Origin of the sequence: Croceivirga sp. JEA036 (assembly GCF_011882165.1) — a bacterium.
GTDB lineage: Bacteria > Bacteroidota > Bacteroidia > Flavobacteriales > Flavobacteriaceae > Croceivirga.
On record NZ_JAATON010000002.1, the window covers coordinates 292,109 to 309,671 of the forward strand.

The 17,563-nt window shown below is 36.0% G+C and carries 16 protein-coding genes; 9 read left to right on the forward strand and 7 right to left on the reverse strand.

Features of this window, described 5'->3' with window-relative positions:
* Positions 1-70: 70 nt before the first annotated feature.
* Together HCO57_RS06155 and HCO57_RS06160 are read right to left on the reverse strand one after the other, a co-directional pair.
* A complete protein-coding gene (locus HCO57_RS06155) occupies positions 71-952 on the reverse strand; it encodes an NAD kinase (protein ID WP_136949537.1) in 882 nt (293 codons plus the stop codon).
* A 1-nt stretch (position 953) separates the two neighbouring features.
* On the reverse strand, positions 954-1,610 hold the full coding sequence (locus HCO57_RS06160) for a CBS domain-containing protein (RefSeq protein WP_167988301.1): 657 nt from the start codon (positions 1,608-1,610) through the stop codon (positions 954-956).
* 87 nt (positions 1,611-1,697) lie between these two features.
* On the opposite strand from HCO57_RS06160, the gene HCO57_RS06165 reads away from it, so the two are divergent.
* The 7 genes from HCO57_RS06165 to clpX all read left to right on the forward strand — a co-directional run bounded on the left by HCO57_RS06165 (position 1,698) and on the right by clpX (position 8,760).
* Positions 1,698-2,411 carry a pyridoxine 5'-phosphate synthase gene (locus HCO57_RS06165; protein WP_167988302.1) on the forward strand — a complete coding sequence of 238 codons (714 nt, stop codon included), beginning with the start codon at positions 1,698-1,700 and terminating at the stop codon, positions 2,409-2,411.
* A complete protein-coding gene (locus HCO57_RS06170; RefSeq protein WP_167988303.1) occupies positions 2,411-3,181 on the forward strand; it encodes an alpha/beta fold hydrolase in 771 nt (256 codons plus the stop codon). Before HCO57_RS06165 ends, HCO57_RS06170 begins: the two co-directional genes overlap by 1 nt.
* Positions 3,182-3,314: 133 nt before the next feature.
* Entirely contained in the window at positions 3,315-4,838 is a 1,524-nt protein-coding gene (locus tag HCO57_RS06175; protein ID WP_136949533.1) for an SGNH/GDSL hydrolase family protein, read from the forward strand.
* A 66-nt stretch (positions 4,839-4,904) separates the two neighbouring features.
* Positions 4,905-5,255 (forward strand): phage holin family protein, encoded by a 351-nt coding sequence (locus HCO57_RS06180; RefSeq protein ID WP_167988304.1) that lies wholly within the window; start codon positions 4,905-4,907, stop codon positions 5,253-5,255.
* Positions 5,256-5,346: 91 nt separating this feature from the next.
* Positions 5,347-6,669, forward strand: coding sequence for a trigger factor (gene tig, locus HCO57_RS06185; protein WP_167988305.1), 1,323 nt, complete (start codon positions 5,347-5,349; stop codon positions 6,667-6,669).
* 86 nt (positions 6,670-6,755) lie between these two features.
* Complete coding sequence (clpP, locus tag HCO57_RS06190; protein WP_136949641.1) at positions 6,756-7,436, forward strand: ATP-dependent Clp endopeptidase proteolytic subunit ClpP; 681 nt, start codon at positions 6,756-6,758, stop codon at positions 7,434-7,436.
* 88 nt (positions 7,437-7,524) lie between these two features.
* Entirely contained in the window at positions 7,525-8,760 is a 1,236-nt protein-coding gene (gene clpX, locus HCO57_RS06195; protein WP_136949530.1) for an ATP-dependent Clp protease ATP-binding subunit ClpX, read from the forward strand.
* A 66-nt stretch (positions 8,761-8,826) separates the two neighbouring features.
* On the opposite strand, the gene HCO57_RS06200 is transcribed toward clpX, so the two are convergent.
* Both HCO57_RS06200 and HCO57_RS06205 read right to left on the reverse strand, forming a co-directional pair.
* Positions 8,827-9,369 carry a hypothetical protein gene (locus HCO57_RS06200; RefSeq protein ID WP_167988306.1) on the reverse strand — a complete coding sequence of 181 codons (543 nt, stop codon included), beginning with the start codon at positions 9,367-9,369 and terminating at the stop codon, positions 8,827-8,829.
* A 130-nt stretch (positions 9,370-9,499) separates the two neighbouring features.
* Entirely contained in the window at positions 9,500-11,035 is a 1,536-nt protein-coding gene (locus HCO57_RS06205) for a GH3 auxin-responsive promoter family protein (RefSeq protein ID WP_167988307.1), read from the reverse strand.
* An 82-nt stretch (positions 11,036-11,117) separates the two neighbouring features.
* Between HCO57_RS06205 and HCO57_RS06210 the strand changes: the two genes are divergently transcribed.
* Both HCO57_RS06210 and HCO57_RS06215 read left to right on the forward strand, forming a co-directional pair.
* Complete coding sequence (locus tag HCO57_RS06210) at positions 11,118-11,912, forward strand: DUF2797 domain-containing protein (protein ID WP_136949527.1); 795 nt, start codon at positions 11,118-11,120, stop codon at positions 11,910-11,912.
* 7 nt (positions 11,913-11,919) lie between these two features.
* Positions 11,920-12,264 carry a tRNA-binding protein gene (locus HCO57_RS06215; protein WP_136949526.1) on the forward strand — a complete coding sequence of 115 codons (345 nt, stop codon included), beginning with the start codon at positions 11,920-11,922 and terminating at the stop codon, positions 12,262-12,264.
* 2 nt (positions 12,265-12,266) lie between these two features.
* Here HCO57_RS06215 and HCO57_RS06220 read toward each other — a convergent pair whose 3' ends face one another.
* The 3 genes from HCO57_RS06220 to sppA are packed head-to-tail and all read right to left on the reverse strand — an operon-like array spanning position 12,267 to position 17,498.
* Positions 12,267-14,990: an AsmA-like C-terminal region-containing protein gene (locus tag HCO57_RS06220; protein WP_167988308.1), complete on the reverse strand. Its 2,724-nt coding sequence runs from the start codon at positions 14,988-14,990 to the stop codon at positions 12,267-12,269.
* Positions 14,991-15,017: 27 nt separating this feature from the next.
* Positions 15,018-15,731, reverse strand: a complete 714-nt coding sequence (locus HCO57_RS06225) for a queuosine precursor transporter (RefSeq protein ID WP_167988309.1) — start codon at positions 15,729-15,731, stop codon at positions 15,018-15,020.
* Positions 15,732-15,737: 6 nt separating this feature from the next.
* Positions 15,738-17,498: a signal peptide peptidase SppA gene (sppA, locus tag HCO57_RS06230; protein WP_167988310.1), complete on the reverse strand. Its 1,761-nt coding sequence runs from the start codon at positions 17,496-17,498 to the stop codon at positions 15,738-15,740.
* Positions 17,499-17,563: the final 65 nt, after the last annotated feature.

Consider the following 17,563-nt stretch of genomic DNA (forward strand, 5'->3'; position numbering starts at 1 on the left):
GTTTATGCTACATATTTCTAAACCTAATACTGTTCTTTTGTAAAACAGATTTAGCTATTTTTTATTGCCTCTAATTGCGCTTGTCTTCTCCCCAAAGCAATTTGTTGCGCAGTGTTTTAAGAAAACTTTCTGCCTTATACTCAATCATTTTAACAGTAAAATTTGCTTTACGAATAATGATTTCTGTACCGTTAGGAATAGTTGCGATTCTAGAGTCTAAAGATAGTAAGTGATTTTCTTCTCTACCACTTACCCGCAACCTGATAGAGGTATGATCTGCAATTACAAATGGCCGAGCGTTTAAATTATGGGGCGCAATAGGTGTTAGTACCAAGGATTTGGCAGAAGGTGCTATTACAGGACCGCCACAACTAAGACTATAGCCTGTAGAACCTGTTGGTGTAGACACTATTAATCCATCTGCCCAATAAGATGTAAGATACTCCCCATCTAAAAACGTTTCTACAGTAATCATAGAAGTTGTATCCTTTCTACTTACTGTTATTTCATTTAAAGCAAAGTCTAAATCCCCAAAAGCATTGATATTAGAAGCGGAATCCAAGGCCACCAAACTACGCTCTTCTATGGTGTAGTTGCCTTCTAGAAACTCAGTTACTACCTTGGTCACCTCTTCTTTTTTAAAGGTAGACAAAAATCCTAACCTGCCCGTATTAACACCAACCACAGGTATACCTAAATCTTGTACATAAGTTACAGCTCGCAGCATGGTACCATCACCCCCAAAACTTACAAACATATCAAAAGTCTTATCTAAACCAGATTTCTGGTCAAATAATCCATGCTCATACACTACCAAAGCAGTTTGTAGTTTTTTGGCAAACTTTTTTTCTATAGAAAACTGTGCACCTATTTGCTTTAACGCTTCTAATAAAGAAACCACATGAGGAATATCCTCTTCTAACAGCACTTGACCATAAATGGCTACCTTCATGCTAAACGTTTAAGTATTTGTCTAAATAATCTGACCTTTGTTTTAAATCTTCTAAAAACTGGTCATCATTATTACCAAATAAGATATTATAACTGTACCTTCTAAAGGTTTGGATTACTTCGTTAAGATTAGCATTTGCAATTTTCAATGTCACTTGTACCAAATCATTCTCACTTTCTGTTATAAAAGCTCCTAACAATTTACCGTTGTTAGTTTCCACTATTTGAGCTATTTCACTCATAGAGTAATCACGTATTCCTTTAGAAACCACCAGTATTCCTCCTGGCTCTGTAAAGAATGGTGTTCCTATAAACAAGTCAACAACATCATTTAAATCATAATACCCCACAAAGCGATGCGCATCATCCAAAACCGGCACCAAATTAGCTTCATTTCTAGAAAATACTTCTAGTACATCTAACCACAAGGTTTCTTTAGTTACTTGGAAAGTCTCTAATTGAAATCTAAAATCTTCAATGGTTTTACCCTCCTCAAAACAATCTTGGTCATTTTCCGAGAGCATTCCCAAATACACTCCATTATCCATAACTGCAATATGGGAGTACATGGTATCCTCAAAAAAAGTAATTACCTCATCCAAAGTATCTGTAATACCAAAAGTGGGTAAGGTGCTATTTAATTTATCTTGAATATGCATAACCTTGATTCTACAACAAAACTACAAATTTAAAGAGCGCAAAAGGCGTGCCCATTTTGTATTTTTGACACTAAAATTGATATGCTAATGACAAAACTAAGCGTGAACATAAACAAGTTGGCTACCCTACGTAATGCGAGAGGTGGCAATATGCCCAATTTAATAACAGCTGCACAAGACATAGAAGGCTTTGGAGCGCAAGGTATTACCATACATCCCAGACCAGATGAACGCCACATTAAATACCAAGACGCCAGAGAATTAAAAGGTATTGTAAGCACAGAATACAATATAGAAGGTAATCCTGTGCAAAAATTTATAGACCTTGTACTACAAGTACAACCCACACAGGTTACGCTGGTACCAGACGCTGAGGACGCCATCACCTCTAATGCTGGTTGGGACACTATTAAACACAAAGATTTTTTAAGTGAGGTAATACAAACTTTTAAAGCAAAAGACATAAGAACCTCCATTTTTGTAGACCCAGACCCAAAAATGGTAGAGGGCGCTGTAGCAACAGGAACCGACCGTATTGAATTGTATACTGAAAGTTATGCTGTAGCCTACGCACAAGGCAATAAGAACGGAGTTAAGCCATTTAAAGAAGCTGCCTTAAAAGCACAAGAAGTTGGTTTGGGGTTAAACGCTGGGCACGACTTATCTTTAGACAACATAAAATTCTTTAAACAAGAAGTTCCAGGCTTGCTTGAGGTATCCATAGGCCATGCTCTTATATGCGAGTCCTTGTATTTGGGATTAGAAAATGTTATAAATATGTATTTAGAACGATTGAAATAATGGAGATACTACATTCTAATATCTTAGGCGAAGGAAAACCTCTACTTATTTTACACGGTTTCTTAGGCATGTCTGACAACTGGAAAACCTTAGGTAGCCAGTTTGCAGAAGAGGGTTTTCAAGTACATTTAATAGACCAACGCAATCACGGAAAAAGTTTTCATTCAGATGAGTTTCACTACCAAGCCCTAGCAGAAGATATTGAACGCTACATGAATCACCATAACATTAGCAGTGCTAGTCTAATTGGGCATTCCATGGGCGGCAAAACAGCCATGCAATTTGCCGTAACCCATCCAGATAAAGTTGCGGAGTTAATTGTTGCAGATATTGCACCTAAATTTTACCCACCACACCACCAGTACATCATCAACGGATTAAAAACTTTAAATTTTGATGAGCTTAAAAGCAGAAAAGAAGCAGACACTGCCTTGGCAGAAAGTTTAAAAGACTGGGGCATTAGACAGTTTTTACTTAAGAATTTATACTGGGTAGAAAAAGGCAAGTTAGGTTTTAGATTCAATTTTAAAGTGTTACAAGACCGTATGGAAGAAATTGGAGAAAACATTAATTCCACGGATAGTTTTGATGGTGCCTCCCTATTTTTAAGAGGAAGTAAGTCTGAATACATTTTACCTAACGACTATGCCGTTATCAAAACACACTTCCCTAAGGCTACTATTAAAACAGTAGATAATGCAGGGCATTGGTTACATGCAGAAAACCCAAAAGACTTCTTTAATTACGCAATTGAATTTCTAAATCGTTAAATATTCATAGTTTTTATTATGCATGCATAATTTTTTTACCTAAAAAATTGCGGGTGCAATAAATTTCATATAGATTTGAGTTATTGCTTTTTTAACATAAAATTCAACTTAAACTAACTCAAATTTTGAACATATGAAGAAGTTTTTCGCCCTTTTACCAGTAATGGGGCTACTTTTTATTTCGTGTGAGGAGGACGATGTTACGACAGAAACAACAACCCCCGAACCAGAACCCGTTAATTACACTAGTGGTTCTGCAGATTTTTCTACTTACGTTGCCGTAGGCAACTCATTAACCGCAGGTTTTTCTGACGGGGCTTTATTTAGAATGGGACAAGAGGCTTCCATGCCTAACATGTTAGCTACACAATTTTCTTTAGCAGGCGGTGGCGAGTTTTCTATTCCTTTTATGAATGATGATTTAGGAGGAATGACTTTAGCTGGAAATCCTATTGCCAGCAATAGACTTATTCTATCCTTTGCCAGTTTGAGCCCAGATGACCCCAAATCAAGACCTTCACCAGTACCTGTATCTGGACAAGGAACTACCGAAATCACAAATACACTTCCTGGACCATTCAATAATATGGGCGTTCCAGGCGCTAAAAGTTTTCATTTATTAGCAGAAGGTTATGGTAACCCTCAAGGTGTTGCTCTAGGGTTGGCCAACCCTTATTTTGCACGTTTCGCATCTGAACCAAATGCTACCATTTTAGGTGATGCAGCAGCACAACAACCTACCTTTTTCTCTTTATGGATTGGCAACAATGACGTACTTAGCTACGTAGCAGCTGGTGGGGATGGACAAAACCAATTGGGTAATTTAGACCCATCTACCTATGGCTCCAACGACATTACAGACCCAAGAGTTCTAGGCAGTGTGCTACAAGGCATATTAGGTACCATGACTGCAAATGGCGCCAAGGGTGTAATTGCCAACATCCCGGATGTAACCACAATCCCTTATTTAACAACAGTACCACACAACCCGGTTCCTTTAGATGAAGCAACTGCCGCTTTGCTAAATGGTGCTTACGCACAATACAATGGCGGATTAGCCCAATTACAACAAGCTGGGTTAATTTCTGCAGAAGAATTGGCTCAAAGAACTATCTCTTTTGCTGCAGGCGAAGGTAACGCCGTTGTGATTCTTGATGAAAATTTGACTGATTTAACAAGTTTTAATCCAGCTTTGGTAAATATGAGACAAGCCACTGAAGAAGATTTGGTAGTATTACCTGCAAGCTCCTTTATTGGTTCTCTTGCAGACCCCAACAACCCTACTTCTATTAATGGCGTGGCTATTCCATTAGCAGACAAGTGGGTGCTTACCCCAGAAGAGCAAGAAGAGGCTAATACCGCAATGATGGCTTTTAATGATGTTATTAAGACAATTGCAGAGCAATTTGATATTGCCTTTGTAGATGCCAACGCTTTATTAACCACCTTAAGAACTACAGGAATTACTTTAAAAGACGGTAGTAAAGTAACTGCAGATTTTGGTACAGGTGGTGGATTTTCTTTAGACGGCGTGCACCCTTCTCCAAGAGGTTATGCCATACTAGCTAACGAATTTATTCGTGTAATAAATGAAAAATACGGATCTAATTTACCTGCTGTTAATCCTTTAGATTACACAGGTCTTTATATCAACTAATCCAACTTAATTTAGTACATTAAAGCATCGCAATAGCGATGCTTTTTTTATATAAATACTTTTATCATGAAAACAATTCTTCGTATTCTTCTTACTGCAGTAGCGGTATTCATACTAGCACACGTACTACCAGGGGTAGAAGTAGTAAGTTATTTAACTGCCGTTATAGTAGCCATAGTACTTGGCCTGCTTAACTTTTTAGTGAAGCCCATTTTGGTAATTTTAACCTTACCCATAACTATAGTAACCCTTGGGTTGTTTTTACTAATCATTAATGCACTTATTATCTTAATAGCAGATTATTTTATAGATGGCTTTAGTGTAAGTAGCATATGGATGGCACTACTTTTTAGCTTGCTTTTATCCTTGTTGCAATCCTTCCTATTTTCCATATTAAAAGAAGACCAGAAAAAATAATCTTGTTAGCTGATTTGCAATTCCTTAAAAACTTGTTGAACCAAACAAAATGTACTACTTTTGCCAGCCATCTATAAAATAGAATAGCTAAATGAATATTTCAAAAGAGCAGATAGACAATTTAAATGCTGTAGTAAAGGTTGCGATCACCAAAGAAGACTATGAAGATAAGGTGAACGAAATTTTAAAGAATTATAGAAAACAAGCTAATATACCGGGTTTTAGAAAAGGTCAAGTTCCTATGGGTTTGATCAAAAAACAATACGGAAAAGCGGTGTTGGTAGATGAAGTAAACAAGTTGTTACAAGACAATTTGAATAAATTTTTAACTGAAGAAAAATTAGATGTTTTAGGTAATCCATTACCAAAACAACAAGAGGATTTTAACTGGGATAATGAGAGTTTTGATTTTGAGTTTGAATTAGGTCTTGCGCCTGATTTTGATGTCAACTTAAAAACAAAAAAGGCCATAACGCAATACAAAATAGTTGCTGATCAAAAAATGATAGATGAGCAAGTAGAGCGTATCCAAAAACAATACGGTAAAATTGTATCTAAAGAGGAGGCATCTAAAACAGATGAAGTAACAGGTACATTTACCAACGAAGAAAAAGAAATTAGCAAGACTACCACGGTAGAAATAGATAAATTAAAGAGCAAAAAAGCCAAAGATGCCTTTGTAGGTAAAAAAGTTGGCGATGTTGTTACTTTAAACACTAAAGGTCTATTTGAGGAGGATTACATGTTAGCTTCTGCCACAGGTCTTTCTAATGAAGAGGTTAAAGATTTGAAAATTGATTTAACCTTTACCATAGAAGAAATTAACGAAAGAGAACCAGCAGAATTAAATCAAGAATTGTTCGATAAACTTTTTGGAGAAAACAATGTCACTTCAGAAGAAGAAATGAAGAACAAAATCAAAGAAGATTCTGAAAAACAATTTGCACAGCAGGCAGACCAAAAATTACTAAATGATGTAACTGAGAAGCTGATAGAAGAAACTAAGTTTGAACTACCTACAGAATTCTTAAAAAAATGGATTCAGCTAAGTGGTGAAAAAGAGATTTCTGCGGAAGAAGCTGCCGAAGAATATGAAAAATCTGAGCAAGGTTTGCGTTATCAATTGATAGAAGGTAAACTTATCAAAGATAATGACCTGCAAGTACAGTTTGATGAGCTTAAAGAATTTGCTAAAGGCTTTATCAAATCTCAAATGGCACAATACGGTCACTTAGACCCACAAGAAGAAGAATTAGAGAATATTGCAACTAGAGTGTTGGGCAACCAAGACGAAGTTAAAAGGCTTTCCGAGCAGTTAATGAGCCAAAAACTGTTAGATCTTTACAAAGAAAAAGCTAATCTTAAAGAGAAAGAGATAAGCTACGAGAAGTTTGTAAAAGAGGTTTACGGATAGCGATTTAAATAATTGTATCTTTACGGTTCTGGAATTTTATATTTCAGAACCTTTTTTTGTTTAAAAAAATAAGCGATTTACTTCCTATGGATTACGGAAAAGAATTTGAAAAATACGCTACTAAGCACCACGGGGTCAACAGCATGTATTATGATAAAATCATGAGCAGCATGTACCCAGTAAACCTTACCCCAAATATTATTGAGGAAAGACAATTAAACATTGCTGTTTTTGATGTGTTTTCTAGATTGATGATGGACCGCATCATCTTTTTAGGAACTGGTATCAACGACCAAGTTGCAAACATAGTACAGGCGCAATTGTTATTCTTAGAAAGCACGGATGCTTCTAAGGATATTTCTATCTACATTAACTCTCCAGGTGGTGGCGTTTACGCTGGTCTTGGCATCTATGATACCATGCAATTTATTAAACCAAACGTAGCTACAATATGTACGGGTATAGCCGCCTCCATGGGCGCTGTACTGCTTTGCGCAGGAGAAAATGGAAAAAGAAGTGCACTTCCACACTCAAGAATTATGATTCACCAACCGCTTTCTGGAGCACAAGGACAAGCAAGTGACATTGAAATTGCAGCAAAAGAAGTGTTAAAAATTAAAGACGAATTATATCAAATCATTGCTAACCATTCTGGCCAAACCTTTGATAAGGTGTTTGAAGATAGTGATAGAGATTACTGGATGAAAGCAGACCAAGCCAAGGAATACGGAATGATTGACGAAATCTTAGTAAGGGAAAAGGCCTAACACCGACAACCATTAATAGGGATTTCATCGAAAAGTAAAAATTTTACTACGATTTTCCCGTTAAACTATATTCAAGCATTTAATAAAAATGGCGAAGGAGAATTTAGAATGTTCATTTTGTGGTAGAAAAAAGCCAGAAACCAATCTTTTAATTGCCGGTTTAGACGCACACATCTGTGACCGTTGTATAGAGCAAGCTCATAGTATAGTAGCAGAAGAATCTAAGCAAGCAAAAAGCAATGATTTATCTGCAGAGTTAGTGCTTAAAAAACCGCTAGAAATAAAAGAGTTTTTAGATACTTTTATTATAGGCCAAGAACGCACCAAAAAGGTAATGTCGGTAGCGGTTTACAATCACTATAAAAGATTATTGCAACCTAAAAGTACAGACGACGGAGTAGAGATACAAAAGAGTAACATTGTTATGGTTGGCCAAACGGGTACAGGTAAAACTTTAATGGCTAAAACTATTGCTAAAATGCTGAATGTACCTCTAGCTATTGTAGACGCTACTGTTTTAACAGAAGCTGGTTATGTTGGGGAAGATGTAGAAAGTATTTTAACACGTTTACTACAAGCTGCTGATTATAATTTAGAAAAAGCAGAACGTGGTATAGTTTTTATTGATGAGATTGACAAAATCGCTCGTAAAAGCGACAATCCTTCTATTACTAGAGACGTATCTGGAGAAGGCGTACAACAAGGGCTATTAAAATTGCTGGAAGGCACAGTTGTAAACGTACCACCAAAAGGAGGACGTAAACATCCTGATCAGAAATTTATAGAAGTAAACACGGAGAACATCTTGTTTATAGCTGGGGGTGCTTTTGATGGTATAGAACGGATAATTACCAAGCGCTTAAACATGCAAGCAGTTGGCTATAGTGCTTCTAAAGCAGAAGATAACTTAGATAGCGAAAACATATTACAGTACATTATCCCCAAAGATTTAAAGGATTTTGGTTTAATTCCCGAAATTATTGGGCGTTTACCGGTATTAACACATATGAATCCGCTAGATAAAAAAACCCTAAGAGCTATACTTACAGAGCCTAAAAATGCTATCATTAAACAATATGAAAAATTGTTTGCCATGGATGACATAGAGTTCGAAATAACAGAACAAGCTTTAAGCTATATTGTAGATAAAGCTATAGAATATAAATTAGGTGCTAGAGGACTTCGTTCTTTGTGCGAAGCAATATTTACAGATGCCATGTTTAACTTACCAAGTAGCGAGGATAAAACCTTAAAGGTATCTAAAGCATATGCAGAAGAAAAGCTTTCTTATGAAACCATAAAAAAACTCAAAGCAGTATCCTAAGCATCTATGACAAAACTAAAAAAGCGGCTTAATAGCCGCTTTTTTTATTTCCATGTACATAAAGCCCTATACTGCTTTTTGGGTTACTTTATTTAATAAATCCATACAGATATCACCGATAAACTTTTCATCAGAATACAACTCGTGACCAAAATTCTCTATAATTTGTAATTCCATACCAATTTCTTTAGCCCATTGTGCATTTGGTTTATACGTATCATTTTCGCCATAAATTAATTGCACATCCTTACACTTTGGCTTTTCGGTTTCAAAACGTAAACGAGTTGCAGAAATTGCTGTAAGCGATTTCATAGGCATACCCTGCAAAGCCGCCTTCCATGCTATAGTACCACCTGCACTAAAAGCTAAAATATGGCAAGGCTCCGTCACTTTACTTACCAAATGCGCTGTTGCCGTATCTAATCCGCCATTTACAAAAGCTTTGTGAATATTTTCACCAGTTAATACCGGAATTTCTATGTTCCCTAATTGCTGAATATCATAAAATTCAATGTCATAATACTGTTGTAAGTAGCCAAAATAAGAGGTTATCCACAACCCTTTTTTGACTCCCCACATGTCTGATAATACAATAAGTTTTTCTGCCATAGTAACGGGTAGTTTTTTGTTTAGTCTGTTTAAAGTTGGTATCTAAACGGGAATGCCACCAATATATTGGCTATAGTTTAGATTTTATTCGATAAACCGAGCACAAACAACGAAAACGTTGTAGTAATTGTTATTCTTTTACCTCCGCAGTAATAACGTTTAATTGTAAAAGTTCTTCCAGATACTCCCTACTATTAGATAAACGCGGAATTTTATGTTGCCCACCTAATTTATTTTTGCTTTTTAGCCAATCGTAAAACAAATTAGCTCTAGCCATATGTACCTTGGGCGGATTTAAGGTCATGTTATTGTAACGTTTTGCTTCGTAATCAGAATTCAAAGCTTTTAACGCATTATCTAACAGTTCTACAAAGTAATCTAGTTGTTCTGGAGGTTTTCTGAATTCTATAACCCACTCATGAGCACCTTTTTCTTTATCCTTCATAAACACAGGAGCGGCAGTATAGTCTTTAATTTGCGCCCCTGTTTTTTCGCATACACTTTTTAGCGCTTCTTCTGTATTCTCAATAATGAGTTCTTCCCCAAAGACATTAATATGATGCTTAGTACGCCCTGTAATTTTAATACGATACGGCGCAGTACTGGTAAACCTAACCGTGTCTCCTATTTTATAACGCCAAAGGCCAGCATTGGTAGTGATTACAACAGCATAATTGACTCCTATTTTCACTTCCCACAACGGTATGGCTAATGGTTCTAATTGGCCATTTTGATGTATAGGAATAAACTCATAGAAAATACCATAATCTAACATTAATAACAGCTCATGAGAGTTGTTCCTATCTTGTATTCCAAAAAAACCTTCTGATGCGTTATAGGTTTCGTAATAATTAAAACGGGATCTGGGCAGCAGCTTTTTATACTGTTCCCGGTAAGGTGCAAAACTAACCCCTCCATGAAAATACACCTCTAGATTCTCCCAAATTTCGAATAAGTGCGTTTTACCAGTTCGTTCCAATACATTATTCAATAACACCAACATCCAAGAGGGGACACCAGCCAAACTGGTTACATTCTCTTTTATACTCTCCTCAATAATAGCGGTCATCTTATGCTCCCACTCACTCATTAAAGAAACTTTATTACTTGGCGTGCTACTATATTCTGCCCATAAAGGCATATTATCTATTAAAATTGCAGATAAATCTCCAAAAAAGCTTCCGTTATCCTCATACAACTCTTTACTACCACCTAACCGTAAGCTTTTACCTGTAAATAATTGAGAATTTTCATTGTTATTTAAGTACAAGCACAGCAAATCTTTACTAGACTTGTAGTGGCAATTCTCTAAGGCCTCTGTACTTACAGGAATAAATTTACTTTTTGCATTCGTAGTTCCACTGCTTTTTGCAAACCATTTTATGCTGGTAGGCCAAAATACATTCTGCTCTCCTCGCCTTGTACGTTCTATCATACCAGCTACTTCCTCATAATCCACAATTGGTACTCGTGCTACAAAGTCTTCATAGGTTTTAATACTATCAAATCCATGCATTTTGCCAAATTCTGTACCTTTAGCAAAGGTGATTAAATACCTCAACACTTCTTGTTGAACATCAATAGGATATTTTAAAAACAATTCTATCTGATGGTATCTTTTTTTGAGCAGCCAAGAGGCTATGGAATTGAATAATGGTATTGGCATTTTCGGTATCTTTAACCCTTCTTTTATGGGTTATCAGCTAAAATAACCTTTATTTCAAATTTGTTCAAATAAATACCGATACATGATTTACGAAGGCGTATTACGCAAGATGAAGACCGAATATAAATCGCCCATCCAATATTTTTTAGTGATGGAAAACGATTTTATCCACATGAATCAAGTACTCGATAAACATTTAAAGATAAGCTTTATAAAATACCAGTGTCTTAATTGCGGTTTAGACAAACCTATTTACCGCCAAGGATTTTGCCGCAGTTGTTTTTTTGAAGTACCCCAAGCGGCAGATTGGATTATGAAACCCGAATTAAGTAAAGCCCATTTAAACCAAGAGGAGCGCGATTTGGACTATGAAAAACGAATGCAATTACAACCACATATTGTGTATTTAGCAAACAGCAGTAATGTAAAGGTTGGTGTTACACGTAAAAGTCAGGTTCCCACCCGTTGGATTGATCAAGGTGCTCATGAGGCTATTGCAATTGTAGAAACTCCCAATCGTTATTTGGCGGGGATTACAGAAGTAGCACTTAAAGCATATGTGAGCGATAAGACCAGCTGGCAAAAGATGCTTAAAAACGACATTGAGGATGTAGATTTAGTGGCTTGGCGCGAAAAACTAAAAAATTACATACCAGAAGAAGCACAAGCCTATTACATAGCTACGAATAAAGAGACAGAACTAGAATTTCCAGTATTAACTTACCCTGAGAAAGTAAAAAGTCTTAATCTCATAAAAACTCCTACTTACACTGGCAAATTAAAAGGTATTAAAGGGCAGTATCTAATTTTTGAAGACCAAACTGTTTTTAACATAAGAAGTAACGAAGGCCTTTATGTAGGCATAGATATAAATTAGAAATACGATGACAGACCATACCTTAACTTGGGAAGAATTTTCTAAAGTCGATATGCGTGTTGGCACCATTGTTCAGGCCGAAATTTTTAAAGAGGCAAGAAATCCTGCCTACAAAATGATTATAGATTTTGGGGAAGAAATAGGCACACGCAAAACTTCTGCACAAATAACCGATTTGTACCAACCTGAAAATTTAATTGGACAACAAGTAATTGCCGTAATCAATTTTCCTCCAAAACAAATTGCAACTATTATGAGTGAATGTTTAGTAATGGGGGCCGTAGGCAATAACAAAGAAGTTACCTTATTAGCTCCACAGCAACATGTAGCTAATGGAACTAAAATAGGATAGCACTAATTGGTGCTATCCTTTTTCTTTTTACCTAATAAGCCGCCAAGAATACTCTTAGCAGCATCCTTAACTATATCTTCTTTAACTACAGTATCTTTTTTAACAGTTGTAGTATCCGTCTTCTTTTTGTTATTTAAAAGACCACCGAGGGCATCTTTAACGGCATTACCTGTACTTGCTTTAGTAGTATCTACTTGGGCAGAGTCTGCTGTCTGATTTTTATTTAACAAGTCTCCAAGCAAATTCTTTGCTTTGTCTTTACCTTGGTTTAGAAGTTTTTGTTTTTGTATCTCTACTAGTTGCGCTGTAAGTTGTTTTACTCCAGAAGTTAAATCTGTGTTCACAGATGGGCTAGTATAGTTACCACCAATAGTAGCTTTTACAGGTATAGTTAAGCCCTCTAAGCTTTTATCGTCTATTTTGGCAATTAAATTATTTACATCGGACCCTAAATATTTGGCAGGCACATTTAATGTAGCATTGTATGCCAATTGCTTATCAAAAGAATGACTACCAGCAACGTTCACAGCTATTTCATCATTTATCTTAATATCAAAAGGCGTCACATTAACGGTACCATTTTCAAAAGACAATTTTGTTTTAAGCCCTTTTAAATCTAGTTTATCTAAATTAATAAAGCTCAACCTGTTACTAAGTGCTGTTAGCAATGGAGCACGCTCTACATTAATATCTGTAGACAATAACTGCGCCAACATATCGCCAGACAAGGTAGCTAAATTAAGAGTCATATCATCTTTTAAATTACCACTTAATTTAATGTCTGTATTCAACGTTCCCTGTAAAGCATTCGCAACTGGAGCCAACACCTTAAACATATCTAACATTTTAAAGGACTCCCCTATCTGTATCTGGTTCATATCTAGAGCCATTTCAAACGTAGAGATAGCACCTTTTGTAGACACATTTCCGTTTAGCCCCACCTTACCATCAAACAAAGACGACGTTAAGTTTTGCAGCGTAGCAGTTTCGTCTTTAATAAGCAATCTGCCAGACACATCTTTCAATTTAATATCATCATACAACACATTTGCAGCAGTAGCATCTATTGTACAGTCTAAAAACGATGGGATTTTTACACGTTCCGTAGTTTCAGTAGGTATATCCTTAGCGGAATCATCTGTAGTCACCGCTTCCTCTACCATAAAATCATTTACCGCAAAATTGTTAGAACTTAGTTTAAAATTACCCTCTATATTTTCATCATTAAAAAGATAACCTAACAAATTATTTATAGCACCTGTAGCATTAAAATCTGTACTCCCTGTTTTTCCCTTAAACGAATTTAGAGTGACCGTTGTGGGATTAAATGTCATTTCTGCACGCTCTATATTTACCGGATTCTTTAACTCAGGAGAAGCATAATTAAATCCCGTTAGGCTTGCTGTACCATTAGTTTTAGTATTGGCGTATTTTTTTTGCTCTAAAGAAGCCATGTCAAATGCTGTGGTAACGTCCGCATTTAACATACCAGATAATCCGTAATCTACTGGCAACGGATACGCCTTAGAAAGGTTGGCCAAATTCATTTTACCATCCATATGCGCATTTACTCTGGTATTGCCTAGCAAATCTCTAATCTTAGCATTTACATTAAATACATCTTGATCTATTTTAAAACTAAGCCTATCTAAATTAACATAGGTGTCTTCTGTAATACCTGTTTCATTATTAATCTTAGTATCTATAAATACATTAGTTACCGCTTTTGGCAAATCTGGATATTTAAAAGAGGCGTTATCCGACTTTAGGTCGATATTAAATTTTGGAATATGGGTATCATCTACAATACCGTAAAACCTACCAGAAACCTCAAAATTTCCCGTAGTTTTTACATTTTCTATATTCTTAGAATAGGCTTCGGGTATCACTGCTAAAAAATTCTTGAAGTCTGATGATGGCGTTTTAAACGAAATATCTATTTCTTGGTTAGCTTCATTTACTTGCACAAAACCATCAAAAACCAATGGCAATTGGTTTACCAAGGCTTTGTTATCTAAAAAGGTATATCTACTATTTTCCAAGTCCATTGCTAACAAGGCATCTAGAGCCACCTTGTTTTTATTTAAATACTTGGTACTATCCATTTCAAAAGAAACCAAAGCATCTGTATGGGTATCTAACTCGGATTTAGCCAAAGAAAAATCACCCGTTCCTTTATGATTCATTTCATTAATAACCATATGCATTCCAGTCGCAAAATCGTCATAAATTATATCGGAATTAGAAATAGCATATTCTTGCAAGTCAAAGCTGAACTCATTATTAGCACCGGATTCCTCCTCCGCAGTCCCAGGCTCTTCTGGTAGCGCAACATCATAATTTGCATTCCCTTCTTTATCAACTTTAATATGAAGCCTTGCTCCGTCTATCAAGATACTTTTTATGCCTATTGGTTCTCCAGCTCCTTTAAACAATTCTTTTATAGACATGTTTAACGCTAAGCTTTCTGAGGCAAAAAGGGTGTCCCCCTCAAATGGCGCTTTATTAACAAGAGAAATACCTTTAAGGTTAACGTGTGCATTTGGAAAGCTCTTGATTAGGCTTAGATTAGCCTCTTCAAAATCTAAGGTTGCATTCATGTTTTGGTTCACCTTATTCTTGATGATGGTTGCTATTTTCCCCTCAAGAAAAAAAGGCAATGCTATGGCCAAGCCAATAATCACCAATAAAAAAATCCCTACTATTTTAAGCAGTTTTTTCTTCATAATACAAGTTTTTATCAAAATAAGCGCTTAGGCTTTATCCAAAATAATTTCCTCTCCTATTTTTAAGTTAAATCTTTTTCTAAAGAGATAAACAAAGAAATATAACAGAGGTGTATCTAAAACTGCAATGCAAACTTTAAAGAGAAAACCACTAATTACCAGTCCATAAAACTTGGACCAGGGCAAAACTTCAAAAATACAAAGCAATGCCACAACGGTAAAGGTGTCTATAAATTGTGAAGCAAAAGTGGAAAAGTTATTCCGTACCCATAAGTATTTTCCTTTGGTAATTTTTTTCCAAAAGTGGTAAATAGAAATATCTATATACTGCGCAAATAGATAAGCCAGCATAGAGGCTAATACGCCTAAAGGAGAAAGACCAAAAACACTAGTAAATGTAGCATCCCCAATTGGACTAGTTGGGATTGCAGGTACGTAATTGGCCACCAATATAATTAGCATGGAAAATAAAGAAGCAAAAATACCTGCCGTTACAATTTGGTTTGCTTTCTTTTGTCCAAAAATTTCTGAAATTAAATCTGTTATCAAAAAGGTAATAGGATAAGGCAATATACCAACAGAAATCTCAAACAAAGGCGCACCAAAAATGGTAACATCTCCAAAAGGCCTCCAATAAAAAAACTTTTGAAAAATTAGATTACTTACCACCAAAGAGGTGATAAATAACGCCCCTAAATACAAGTATATTTTAAATGCGAGTTTATGGTCTTTTACCGTCAAGTGCTGTTATTTTATATTTAAATCGTAAGGCAACCTAGCTTGTATACCTCTTTTTTCTGTAAAAGCTTTAATTTCTTTTAAACGCATATAATTATCAGCTCCTAATTCTTCTTTAATAATTTGCTCCCCAAGTTTAACCTTTGCGCCGCTTAATCCCTCCATCATTTGTTCAAATTCCGATTTAAACTTTGGGTATTTTTTAATGCCAAATTCTTTTAATTCTGCTAATTCTGCTGCAGCTGCAATAGCATCTTCCAAATTCCCTAATTCGTCTACCAACCCAATTTTTTGAGCATCTATTCCGCTCCAAACTCTACCCTGCGCAATGTCATTTACTTCATCTTTACTCATGCCACGCCCTGTTGCCACACGGTCCAAAAACGTATCATAGGTTTCTTCTATACTTTCTAAAACCTGATTCCTAAATTGCTCCGTCATCGGTTCAAAAACCGAGTAGTCCACAGAATTTGCATTCGTCCCCACTTGTTCAGCGTTTATCCCAATTTCATTGGCGAACTCATGAATATTAGGTATGGTTCCAAACACCCCTATTGAACCCGTTATTGTTGTAGGTTCTGCAAAAATTTTATTAGCACCGGCAGCAATGTAATATCCGCCAGAGGCCGCTACATTGCCAAAAGAAACTACTACTGGTTTTTTAGCTTTAGTTAGTTCTACTTCTCTCCAAATCATATCAGAAACCAGAGAACTACCGCCAGGGGAGTTAACGCGCATTACTACTGCCTTAATAGCGTCATCTTCTCTTACCTTTTTAAGTGCTTCTTGCATATTGCCTTGCCCAATAATGTCCTTAGAGCCATCACCGTACATTATTTCGCCTTGGGCATAGATCACCGCAATTTTATTGCTGCCTTTAGGTTTATTCTTGTTATTAGCACTCTTAATATAATCTCCCAGTTCCACGTAATTAACCTTCTTATCTTTTGCAATACCAAGGGTTTCTTTTATAGTATTTTCATATTCATCCAAATAAAGCACACCATCTAACAAGCCATTAGCTACAGCCATTTTTGCTGTTCTACCACCTAACGTATCTGCAATAGTATTTAATTCTGATACAGACAATTTTCTAGAGTCTGCTATATCTACCAACATAGCATCCCAAACAGAAGTTAATAGTTCTTTGAGTTGCGTTCTATTCTCTGCTGACATTTCATCTGCTAAAAACGGTTCTACAGCACTTTTATATTTGCCATGGCGAATAACTTCCATTTTCAGGCCCGTTTTTTCTTGTAGTTTTTTGTAATACAATACTTCTGATGCTAAACCTTTAAAGTCCATTAAACCCTGGGGATTTACAAACACTTTATCAGCTACACTTGCCAAATAATAATCTTGCTGTCCGTAGTAATCCGCATATGCATATACAAATTTACCTTCAGTTTTAAAGTCTTGCAGGGCATTTCGTATTTCTTGCGTTTGTGCCAAACCAGACATTAAAAAACCTTGGGTAAGGCTTATCCCTTTTATCTTATCATCATTCTTAGCAACAGATATTGCGTGTAGTATTTTATCCAAACCTTGTCCCTGTTCAAATAAAGCAGCAAATGGATCATCTGCATTACCGCCTTGGTAGTCATAAATAGGCTCTGTAAAGCTTATTTGTAATACGGAATTTTCTTTTACCACAACTTCATCACCTGCACTACCTAACAGTGCAGTTAAAAGAAAAAACATAAAGAACAATATACCAAAGGCTATTAGACAACCAATTATAGCCGCCAAAAGGTTTCTTAAAAATTTCATTTAAATTTATTTATGCTCCAAAGATAACCATTGTGCACATCTTTTATTTACTTTGTTCCTTTCTA